The organism is Mycobacterium sp. 1245852.3 (assembly GCF_001669335.1).
Taxonomy (GTDB): domain Bacteria; phylum Actinomycetota; class Actinomycetes; order Mycobacteriales; family Mycobacteriaceae; genus Mycobacterium; species Mycobacterium europaeum_A.
This window is the reverse complement of record NZ_LZLL01000064.1, coordinates 1-10,177: the sequence shown is the minus strand read 5'-3', so window position 1 is coordinate 10,177 and position 10,177 is coordinate 1. Positions and strand designations below refer to the sequence as shown.

The following is a 10,177-nucleotide window of genomic DNA, read 5'->3' as shown; positions in this document are numbered from 1 at the left end:
GGCGCCGCGCTGGTGCTGCTGGCGCTGGTGTCGATGTGGATCGTGGTGGCGCTCAACCCGGGCATCGCTGCGCCGGAAAGCTATTCGCTGCCGGTGCGCCGGCTGGTGGGATTCGTCGCCACCGGACTCGACGCGTCGCTGATCCCCGTCATGGCGTTCGTGGTCGGTCTGTTCAGCTGGGTGCTCAATCGATGATTCGGCCGGCATCAGCCTGCTTCGCGGCGGCGTTGGCGGTGCTGCCCGCCGCCGCGACGTGGACCAGTCCGCCGGCGTTGGCCATCAGCCCGCCGACGGTCGATCCCGGTGTCCCGCCGCCCAGCGGGGCGCCGGGGCCCGGGCAGCCGATGGAGCAGCGCGGACCCTGTAGCACGTCCGGAGTGGTACCCGGCAGCGATCCGGCTGCCATCACTCTCAGTCAGTCGGTGCTGAATCTCCCTGCGGCATGGCAGTTTTCGCGGGGCGAGGGGCAGCTGGTGGCGGTGCTCGACACCGGGGTGCGGCCGGGTCCACGCCTGCCCAACGTCGAAGCGGGCGGTGATTTCGTCGAGACGACCGACGGCCTGACCGACTGCGACGGCCACGGGACGCTGGTCGCCGGGATCATCGCCGGCCAGCCCTCGGCCGACGACGGTTTCTCCGGCGTGGCGCCCGCCGCGCGGGTGGTGTCGCTGCGGACGACGTCGGCCAAGTTCTCGCCGCGCACGCCGGGCGGCGATCCGATGCTGGCGCGGGTGTCGGCCGAGGTGTCCACGCTCGCCCGGGCGATCGTGCACGCCGCCGACCTCGGCGCCCGGGTGATCGACATCGGCTCGACCACCTGCATGCCCGTCGACCGGCCCGTCGACCAGGCCGCCCTCGGTGCCGCCGTCCGCTACGCGGCGGTGGATAAGGACGCGGTGATCGTCGCCGGCGCGGGCAACAGCGGACCCACCGGGGCCGCGGGTGGGGGCACCTCGTGTGAATCCAATCCGCTCACCGACCTGAGCCGCCCGAACGATCCACGGAATTGGGCCGGCGTCACGTCGGTGTCCATCCCGTCGTGGTGGCAGCCCTACGTGTTGTCGGTGGCCTCCCTGACCCCGGACGGCCAGCCTTCGAAATTCACCGTGGCGGGGCCGTGGGTGGGCGTCGCCGCGCCCGGCGAACGCATCGTGTCGATCGGCAACGCCGACGGCGGCGGCCTGGCGAACGGCCTGCCCGACGAACACCAGCAACTCGCCGCCCTGAGCGGCACCGGTTACGCGGCCGGCTACGTGGCCGGCGTCGCGGCGCTGGTCCGCAGCAAATACCCCGACCTCAACGCCAGCGCGGTGCTGCGCCGCATCACCGCGACCGCGCACAACGGCGCCCGCGACCCCTCCAACGTCGTGGGCACCGGCAGCGTGGATCCGGTGGCGGCCCTGACCTGGCAACTTCCCGCCGGTGAGCAGCCCGGCGCGGCGGCGGTGAAGCCGGTGGCCGTGCCGCCGGCACCCGCGCCCGAGGACACCAAACCGCGGACCGCCGCGGTGGCCGGCACCGTCGCGCTGGCCGTGCTGGTCGCGGTGGCCGGCGCCGTCACCGCAATCGCCGCACGCCGACGAAAGGACCCCACCCCGTGAGCAAGCATCGGATACCGATTCCCGGCAGCGGCCGAATCACGTTGGCGCTGTTGGCCATCGTGCCCGCGATCATGGCCTACCCGTGGCGCACCCCCCGCGACTACTGGCTGCTGGGCATCGCCGCCGCCGTCGTCATCGTGTTGTTCGGCTGGTGGGGCGGTCTGCATCTCACCACCATCGTGGGCCGCCGCCTGGCGATGATCGCCCGCGGCAACGCCGTCCCGTCGAGCACTTCCGACACGGCGGCGACCGCCCTCATTCGCCTCGGCGCACCCGAGGACGACTCCGATGCGCTGCCGCTGCCGCTGATCGCGAGCTACCTGGACCGCTACGGCATCCGGGCGGACAAGATCCGCATCACCAGCCGCGACAACGCCGCCGACGCATCTCGGCGCGAGACGTGGATCGGGCTCACCGTGTCGGCGCGCGACAACCTGGCCGCGCTGCAGGCACGCTCGTCGCGAATCCCACTGCACGAGACCGCTCAGGTCGCCGCCCGCCGGCTGGCCGACCATCTTCGGGAGATCGGTTGGGAGGCCACCCCCGTCGCGGCCGACGACGTTCCTCGGTTGCTGACCAACAACCCGCGCGAGCGGTGGCGGGCAGTGCAGCGCGGCGCCTCGGATTACCTTGCCGCATACCGGATTTCGGTGGACGACGCTTTGCCGGAGACCCTGGCGGCGATCCGGTCGTATTCCGCGCGCGAGACCTGCACCGCGCTGGAGGTCGCCGGTGACAAGACCCGGCCCACCGTGGCGGTCGCCTGTGCGTTCCAGACCGAGACCGGCCCGGACGGCAAGGCACCGGTGGATGGGCTGACCCCGCAGCGCGGAAATCACCTGCCCGCGTTGACCGCACTGGACCTGCTGTCCACCCGGCGGCTCGACGGACACACCGCCGCGCCGGCGGACCTGCTCGCGCAGGTGCACTGGCCCACCCTCGCGGGCGGAGCCCACCGCGCCCCGCTGGGTGACATCGGCGACAACGCCGACACCGTCGAGGTGGTCAGAACATGACCTGCTGCAGGAACGCGGTCATCCGGCGCAGGTAGTCCAGCTGGCTCACGTGCAACACGTGGCTGCCCGGAAACCAATGCAGCGCACACTGATCCCAGTGGTGCCATAGTTTGACGGCGTGGTCGGGCGGCGCCATCCGGTCGCCGAGCCCGGTGATGATCATCCGGCGGTCCCGGGGCACCAGCGGCCGATAGTAGAGCGGGCAGTGGTAGGCCAAGCCCGCCGCCAAGTCGTCGTGGCTGATGTCGGACAGGCGCAGCCCCAGGCGAACCAGTCTGTTGGCCGGGAACCATTCGTCGAACAACGTCGCCGGCGTGACGACCGGGCAGTTGGGGATGACCGCCTCGAGCCGGTCGTCGACCGAGGCCACCAGCGCCGAGGTGTAACCACCCAACGAGATTCCGGTCAGCGCGATGCGGTCGACGCCGATGTGGCGCAAATAGTCGATGATGGAACGAAAGTCGTGCACGGCCTGGGCCATGGCCTCGGCGAAACCGCTGAGGCCGCCGGCGAAATAGCCGAAACCGCTGAAGGGTGAGAACTTTTCGGCCCGCTTGCCGTGAAACGGCAAGGTGTACATCAGCACGTCGTAGCCGGACCGGTAATACCAGGGCAGCGAAAAGAACCGCCCGTTGGCCAGATACGACGATCCCATGAAGCCGTGGATGACGCACAGGGTCGGGCGCGGCCCGTCGTCGTGGCGCCAATGCTGGGCGCGCACCATATTGTTCGACCGCCAGCCGCCCCACTGCGCGCGCATGGCGGGGTTGACGGCGGTGAAACTGCTGGGGAACGCGATGTTGTCGACGGTGCCGCGGGCGATCCATTCCGCCAGCGGGCTGGCCCGTCGCGACGCCACCCGGGGCACCTCGGCGGGGGCGGGAAAGGACCGCGCCGGATCGCCCGCCGCAGCCAGCTCGGCATAGAAATCGAGGTTGCCGCGCTCGGCGGCGGAATCGTGTTGGCGCAGGGTGGCGGCCACCACGAACGGCGCCACCGTGGTGGTGAGCAGCGACGCGACCCAGGTGCGCAGGGCCAGATCGCCGAGGGCCGACGCCTCGACTACCATTCGCTGGCGGGGCGACAACGCCGAATTGGGGGGTAATCCGCCGGCGCCGGCCGGTAGATCGGCGCCGGGGACGTCGGGAACGGGGACGGGCGGTTCGATCGGATCTGAGTCGGGCGCCACGATCGCCGATGGTAGCCCGGCGGGCCCGCCTTGCCTGGGCGTTTCGACCGGTTTGGGTCGCAGCGGTGTTATCCCGGGACCATTCGGGCCGCGTCGGCGCACCATGGGAGTTGTACGGTTTGCTATCGACCGGCGAGCCGCGGCGCGAGGATCAGGAGGATCGACATGTGGGATCCGGACGTCTACCTGGCCTTCGCCGACCACCGGGGCCGCCCCTTCTATGACCTGCTGTCGCGGGTGGGCGCCGACCGGGCGCGGCGCGTCGTCGACCTGGGTTGCGGACCCGGTCACCTGACGAAGTATCTGGCCCGGCGCTGGCCCGACGCGGTGATCGAGGCGATGGACAGCTCGCCGGAGATGGTGGCCGCGGCCAAGGAGCGCGGCATCGACGCCGCCATCGGCGACCTGCGCGACTGGAAGCCCAAACCCGACACCGACGTGGTGGTGAGCAACGCGGCCCTGCATTGGGTGCCCGAGCACGCCGACCTGCTGCTGCGGTGGGCGGGGCAGCTGGCATCCGGATCGTGGATCGGTGTCCAGATGCCGGGCAACTTCGAGTCACCGTCCTATGCGGCGGTGCGGGCGCTGGCCCGCCGGGAGCCGTACGCGAAGCTGTTGCGCGACATACCGTTTCGGGTGGGCGCGGTGGTCCAGCCGCCGGCCCACTACGCCAATCTGCTGCTGGACGCGGGATGCAAGGTCGATGTCTGGGAGACCACGTATCTGCACCAGCTGACCGGCGAGCATCCGGTGCTGGAATGGATCACCGGCACGGCGCTGGTTCCGGTGCGCGAGCGGCTCGACGACGAGACGTGGGAGCAGTTCCGCGAGGAGCTGATCCCGCTGCTGCAGGACGCCTACCCGCGCCGATCCGACGGGACGACGATCTTCCCGTTCCGGCGGGTATTCGTCGTCGCCGAGGTGGGTGGCTCGAGCCGCTCTGCCGGCTAGCGGGGTGCGCCGGCGACTTTGCATCAGTCAGACCGCAATTAGCGCTGGGTGGGCTTGCCTTCTTCGATGCCCCGGTCGGCTGCGATGCCGGAACGCGGGGTCGGTTTGCCGTGGTGGATCTGCTCATACGTTTCGGTGTAGCGCGCCGAGATGCGGGTGCCGGCGAACTCCGAGGGAATGACGTCGCCGGTACTCTGACGCCAATCATGTAGCAGCACAGCGAGATTGGCAGCCACCTCGTCCGCATCTGTGCCGTCGCCGGCCAGCAGGTTGTTGGTCTCGGTGGGATCGCTGCGCAGATCGTAGAGTTCACGCTCGGGCCGCGGCGCGGTGACGAACGGCGCGACGGCCTGCCCGGACGGGCTCTCCTGGATGTCACGCGGCAGATCCAGCAGTGGCCGCGGCACGTAGTTCTCGATGTAGCTGTAGTCCTTGGTGCGAATCGCCCGAATCGGGTCGAACGAGTCGTGGTAGGTCTTCATCGTGTACACGTGGTCGCGCACCGGTGCGGTCTGCGGATCCGGCTCCAGCAGGGCGGGCGCATGTGAGACACCGTCAACGTCGACCGGAGCGTCGATTCCCAACAGCCCCAACAGCGTCGGGACCAGGTCGACCGCGCTGAACAGCTCGTCGTAGACGCGGGGCGCCAGCTTCCGGTGGGTGGGCGGTCGAACGATCATGCCGATGCCGGTCCCGGCGTCATACAGCGTGGATTTCGCCCGGGGGAACGGCGGGCCGTGATCGGTGAAGAACACCACCCAGGTGGTGGCGTCCAGGCCGGTGTCGGCCAGCGCGTCCAGCAGTCGCCCGACGGCGGCGTCGGCCGTGCTGATGGCCCCGTAGAAGTCGGCGAGGTCGCCGCGCACCTCCGGGGTGTCGGGCAGGTAATCGGGCGGATCCACCCGGTCGCTGTCCGCCGGCGTGTAGCGGTCCCGTGGATACGGTCGGTGCGTCTCGAAGAAGCCGGCGGTCAACAGAAACGGTTGGCCGACAAGGCCTTCGGCACTTTGCCGCAGCCACTCGTCGGCCCTGTCGGCCACGTAGTCGCAGTAGGAGTTCGACACGTCGAACTCGTCGAAACCCAACCTCTTGGGGTAGGAGGTCTCGTGCTGCATGCCGAAAAGTGCCGAATACCAGCCGGATTCGGACAGTATCTGGGGCAGGGTCCGGATACCGTCGCGGTATTCCCAGCCGTGGTGGGCCAACCCGATGAGCCCGTTGTTCTGCGGGTACCGGCCGGTGAACAGCGATCCGCGTGACGGCGAGCACAGCGGCGCGGTGGCGTGCGCGCGGGTGAACAGGATGCCCTCGGCGGCAAGGCGGTCCAGTCGCGGGCTCGACACGTCGGCGTGGCCGTAGGCGCCGAGGTAGCGCCCCAGGTCGTGCCAGTGCACGATCAGCACGTTGTCCCGAAAGCCCGTGTTCTGTTGTCGGTCCGCTATGTCGCCCGGCGTCAATTGCGTCACCTCTCACATTGCCTTGCGACCGGCGACGTTACCGCAACTTCCCTGCGCGATTGCTGAGTGCCGACGCGTCAGGGCATCGGCGGTTGACCCCAGCGGTTTTCGGAGACAAACTCCGACAGCGGGCGCCCGACGGTCCAGCCGTCCAGTTCCAACGCCGGACGATCCGGGAACTCCGGCACCGGCCCGAGGCACAGGATCGCCACCGGTTCGGCGCCGGGCGGCAGGTCCAGCAGCGACCCCAAGCGCTGCGGATCGAACAACGACACCCAACCCATGCCCAGGCCCTCGGAGCGGGCCGCCAGCCACAGGTTCTGGATCGCGCACGACACCGACGCCAGGTCCATCTGCGGCAGGGTGCGCCGGCCGAAGACGTGCGAGTCGCGGTCGTCGCCCAGGGCCACCACGAACAGCTCGGCGCACTCGAGGATGCCCTCCACCTTGAGCGCCAGGAATTCGTCGGCGCGTTCGCCCAGGGCGGCGGCGGTGCGCGGGCGTTCCTCGTCGACCAGGGCGTGGATGCGCCGCCGCAGCGAGGCGTCGGTGATCCGGATGAAGCGCCAGGGCTGCATCAGGCCGACGCTGGGCGCCGCGTGCGCGGCCTGCAGCAGCCGCGCCAGCACGGCCTCGTCCACCGTCGCGCCGGGAACGAACCGGCGCATGTCACGGCGTTCGGCGATGACGCGATAGACGGCCCGTCGCTCTTGCGGGCTGAATGCCTCACCGGTCACGTCAGCCATCGTAGGAAATCCGCGTTAGCGTGGGGCGTGCCCTGACCACCGGCCCGGTGGATCCCGGCGAGGGGAGTGTTGACAGTGAAGCCTTCCGACGTGCTCGATCAGCTGGCCGCCGACGCAGCCGCCGGTCGCCGCTACGGTGAGCCCTATCAGACCCCGGACGGCACCACCGTCATCGTGGTCACCAAACCGCTGGGCGTGTTCGCCATCCGCGACGGACAGGCCTCCTGGACGCCGGCGGTGGACGGGGGGCGGATCGCGCTGATCGGGGTGATCACCGGGCTGCTGGCCGCGGTGATCGGCAGCCTGGCGGTGCTGCGGCAGCCGCCGTGGCCACGCATCACGATCAGGGACTATAGGTAACGCCGACCGCGCGAAACACGTACTCCGGCGGCATGTCGAACGCCAGCGAGCGCAACGGCAGGCCGTCAAGCACGTCGTCGGGAATGGCGACCTTGTAGTGCAGCGACAATTCGCCGCTGAACTTCTCGTCGACCCGGGCGACGTCGACATCGACCTGCAGGCCGGTCGAGGAGATCTCCACCCGTGCCGCGCCGGTCTGCGGCGCGTTCCACCGCACGTTGACGGTCGGGCCGGCCAGCCGGGGCAGCATCGACAGCGTCGCCAGGACCCGCTCCGAGGTGAAGACCAACGAACCCGTGTAGCTGGCGACGCTGTGCGGCAACCGCACACCCGGGATGGCGCCGCTGAATCGCCTCGTCACGGCGACGTAATCGGCGAGGTAGGTGAGGCCTTCCGACTCGAGCTGGGCGTGTAGCTCGTCGGGCAGCTTGCCGATGCCGAACAACCTACGGACAAAGACGGCCATATCGACAGTATGACCGCGCGAGCGCCGTCGTGTGGCGGTGCTGGTATCGGTTGGTTATGACTCGCCCGAGGATGCCGGTGGCCATCTGGATCGCAGCATTGGCCGCGACGCTGTACGCGCTGCTGTGGGTGGGCTACTGCCGGCACTGGGCCTGGCTGCATTCGATGGATTGGTCGCTGCTCAACGCCGCCCGCGACGTCGCGGTCAAACACCCGCTGTGGCTGCGGTTTTGGCAAGACGTGTCCTACGTCCTGGGCCCGGTGCCGATGTCCGTGCTGGGCATCGCAATGACGGTGTTGGCCCTGGTGATGCGCAATCCGCGGACCGCGCTGGTGCTGGTGTTCGCCTGCGGGCCGCTCAACGAGTTCGTCACCGCGGCGGCCAAGGCCCTGGTCAACCGCCCGCGTCCGGCGACGATGCTGGTCGCCGCGGCGTCCAGTTCGTTTCCGTCCGGGCACGCGCTGGAGGCGATGGCCGCACTGCTCGCCGTGCTGTGCTTCTTCTTTCCCATGATGACCCGCTTGATCCGCCGCATCGCGGTCGCGGTGGTGGCGGTGTCGCTGCTGATGGTCGGCGCCTCCCGGGTGGCGCTGAACGTGCACTATCCGTCCGATGTGCTGGCCGGTTGGTCGCTGGGTTACCTGTATTTGCTGGTGTGTCTCTTGGTCTTTCGGCCCCCGGCCCGTCGACCGGACGGCGCGGAGCGGACGGTCGAAGCCGCGGCGGTGCGCTAACGACACTGTCGCGGTGGGCATTTGGTCACGACGCGGTGACCTAACCGGGGCTAAAGCTTTACTTGACCCTGAAGATGTGCCCGTTCGACGATGGAGGGCATGCACCGACTGCTCGCTTCGCTATGCGCCGCGACGTGCGTACTTTTCGCCTCCCTGGTGCTCGCCCCGGTCAGCGCCGCGGCCGGCGCTCCATGGTTCGCGAACGCGGTAGGCAATGCGACGCAGGTGGTTTCGGTGGTCAGCACCGGCGGTTCCAACGCGACCATGGAGATCTTCCAGCGCACCGGCACCGGCTGGCAGTCGCTGCGGTCCGGCATCCCCACCCATGTCGGTTCGGCGGGGATGGCGCCGCAGGCCAAGAGCGGCGTTCCGGCCACCCCGATGGGGGTGTACAGCCTCGACTCCGCGTTCGGCACGGCGCCCAACCCGGGCACCGGCCTGCCCTACACCCAGGTGACCGGGGGAAACTACTGGTGGAGCGGCGACGACCACAGCCCGACGTTCAACTCGATGCAGGTGTGCCAGAAGGCGCAGTGCCCGTTCAACACCGGCGACAGTGAGAACTTGCAGATTCCGCAGTACAAGCACGCGGTCGTGATGGGCGTCAACAAGAACAAGACCCCGGGTGGGGGCGCCGCGTTCTTCTTCCACACCACCGACGGGAAACCCACCGAGGGCTGCGTGGCGGTCGACGACGCTCAGCTGGTGTCGATCATGAAATGGCTACGGCCCGGCGCGGTCATCGCCATCACCAAGTAGTTCAGTCGCCGGCGATGGCGCGGCCGGGCTTGAGCGTGAAGTTCAGGCCCTCCAAAGACATTGTGGCGTCGTAGGTTCGGTCATATCCGGTGCCGCTGATCTTCCAGCCGGCATCGGTGCGGCGGTAGGTGTCGCGGTAGAAGGCCGCCCCGATCAACATGAAGTTGAAATCGGCCACCATCACCCGATCCTGCAGATACCAACTGCCCGTTGCGGTGTCGCCATCGACGGTAATGTCGGGATGCGTCACCCGGTGCTCGGTGATGACGTTCGCCGGCAGCGAGGTCCGCATGTACTCCACCAGGTCGGCGCGGTTGGTGAAGTGCAATTCGTTGCCGATCGACGGGCCGTAGTCGGCCTTGATGTCCTCGGCCAGGGTGTCGGTGAAGTCGTCCCAGTGCTTGGTGTCCAGCGCGCGCAGATACCGGTATTTGACTTGCTTGATGGCTTCGATATCGGCCAGATCGTCGAGGGTCATCCCGTCATTGCAGCACACGGGAAATGCGAATCATGAGGCGGTCGGACGGGGTGGGTACCAGACTTCAACCAGTGCGTGTCCGCGCGGCGTGTCGTGTGCGTGGCTTACGTGTCGCGGTATCCCTGGCCCTCGGCGAGGTAACCGGTCACCATGTCGACGAGGGCACGTCGCTCCAGGCTCCAGTCGACGGTCGCGCCGGTGAGCATCTGCGCCAGCACCACACCGCGCAGCGTGGCCCAAATGACCTCGGCCACACCGGCATGCGCGGGATCGGTGGTGATCAGCCGGCCCAGCTGACCGATCGCGGAATTCATGTCCAGCAGGTGACGCCGCGACGGACCGCCGCGGGTTTCGCGCAGAATCTCGAAGGCGGCCATCGACGTCGGGCTGCTGTAACAGCTCCAGGCCGTGTCGACGACG

At 69.0% G+C, this 10,177-nt stretch carries 11 protein-coding genes and 2 pseudogenes; 7 read left to right on the top strand and 6 right to left on the bottom strand.

Annotated elements, in window-relative coordinates; genetic code table 11:
- The 3 genes and pseudogenes from A9W96_RS02870 to eccE all read left to right on the top strand — a co-directional run.
- Positions 1–195 (top strand): annotated as a pseudogene (locus A9W96_RS02870) (type VII secretion integral membrane protein EccD); the annotation flags it as partial.
- On the top strand, positions 192–1,601 hold the full coding sequence (gene mycP, locus A9W96_RS02865) for a type VII secretion-associated serine protease mycosin (protein WP_067137835.1): 1,410 nt from the start codon (positions 192–194) through the stop codon (positions 1,599–1,601). The pseudogene A9W96_RS02870 and the gene mycP, both read left to right, overlap by 4 nt.
- Positions 1,598–2,617, top strand: coding sequence for a type VII secretion protein EccE (gene eccE, locus A9W96_RS02860; protein ID WP_066860092.1), 1,020 nt, complete (start codon positions 1,598–1,600; stop codon positions 2,615–2,617). Before mycP ends, eccE begins: the two co-directional genes overlap by 4 nt.
- Here the strand turns inward: eccE and A9W96_RS02855 are convergent.
- Positions 2,607–3,806 (bottom strand): S9 family peptidase, encoded by a 1,200-nt coding sequence (locus A9W96_RS02855; RefSeq protein ID WP_067137834.1) that lies wholly within the window; start codon positions 3,804–3,806, stop codon positions 2,607–2,609. The two genes, eccE and A9W96_RS02855, sit on opposite strands and share 11 nt — an antisense overlap.
- 165 nt (positions 3,807–3,971) lie before the next feature.
- On the opposite strand from A9W96_RS02855, the gene A9W96_RS02850 reads away from it, so the two are divergent.
- On the top strand, positions 3,972–4,757 hold the full coding sequence (locus A9W96_RS02850; protein WP_067137832.1) for a trans-aconitate 2-methyltransferase: 786 nt from the start codon (positions 3,972–3,974) through the stop codon (positions 4,755–4,757).
- A 38-nt stretch (positions 4,758–4,795) separates the two neighbouring features.
- Here A9W96_RS02850 and A9W96_RS02845 read toward each other — a convergent pair whose 3' ends face one another.
- Positions 4,796–6,223 carry a sulfatase gene (locus A9W96_RS02845; RefSeq protein ID WP_067137829.1) on the bottom strand — a complete coding sequence of 476 codons (1,428 nt, stop codon included), beginning with the start codon at positions 6,221–6,223 and terminating at the stop codon, positions 4,796–4,798.
- 68 nt (positions 6,224–6,291) lie between these two features.
- A complete protein-coding gene (bluB, locus tag A9W96_RS02840) occupies positions 6,292–6,960 on the bottom strand; it encodes a 5,6-dimethylbenzimidazole synthase (protein ID WP_067137827.1) in 669 nt (222 codons plus the stop codon).
- Positions 6,961–7,035: 75 nt separating this feature from the next.
- Between bluB and A9W96_RS02835 the strand changes: the two genes are divergently transcribed.
- Positions 7,036–7,320 (top strand): hypothetical protein, encoded by a 285-nt coding sequence (locus tag A9W96_RS02835; RefSeq protein WP_067137825.1) that lies wholly within the window; start codon positions 7,036–7,038, stop codon positions 7,318–7,320.
- On the opposite strand, the gene A9W96_RS02830 is transcribed toward A9W96_RS02835, so the two are convergent.
- On the bottom strand, positions 7,304–7,786 hold the full coding sequence (locus A9W96_RS02830) for a hypothetical protein (RefSeq protein WP_067021385.1): 483 nt from the start codon (positions 7,784–7,786) through the stop codon (positions 7,304–7,306). The two genes, A9W96_RS02835 and A9W96_RS02830, sit on opposite strands and share 17 nt — an antisense overlap.
- Before the next feature lie 56 nt (positions 7,787–7,842).
- Here A9W96_RS02830 and A9W96_RS02825 point away from each other — a divergent pair, with 56 nt between their 5' ends.
- Together A9W96_RS02825 and A9W96_RS02820 are read left to right on the top strand one after the other, a co-directional pair.
- The gene (locus A9W96_RS02825) at positions 7,843–8,520 is read left to right on the top strand and encodes a phosphatase PAP2 family protein (RefSeq protein WP_067137822.1); all 678 of its coding nucleotides are present in this window, start codon (positions 7,843–7,845) and stop codon (positions 8,518–8,520) included.
- 99 nt (positions 8,521–8,619) lie between these two features.
- A complete protein-coding gene (locus tag A9W96_RS02820) occupies positions 8,620–9,279 on the top strand; it encodes a L,D-transpeptidase (RefSeq protein WP_067137837.1) in 660 nt (219 codons plus the stop codon).
- A gap of 1 nt (position 9,280) precedes the next feature.
- Here the strand turns inward: A9W96_RS02820 and A9W96_RS02815 are convergent, their stop codons facing one another.
- The gene (locus A9W96_RS02815; protein ID WP_369829220.1) at positions 9,281–9,757 is read right to left on the bottom strand and encodes a nuclear transport factor 2 family protein; all 477 of its coding nucleotides are present in this window, start codon (positions 9,755–9,757) and stop codon (positions 9,281–9,283) included.
- Between the two features lie 104 nt (positions 9,758–9,861).
- Positions 9,862–10,177 (bottom strand): annotated as a pseudogene (locus A9W96_RS02810) (TetR/AcrR family transcriptional regulator); the annotation flags it as partial.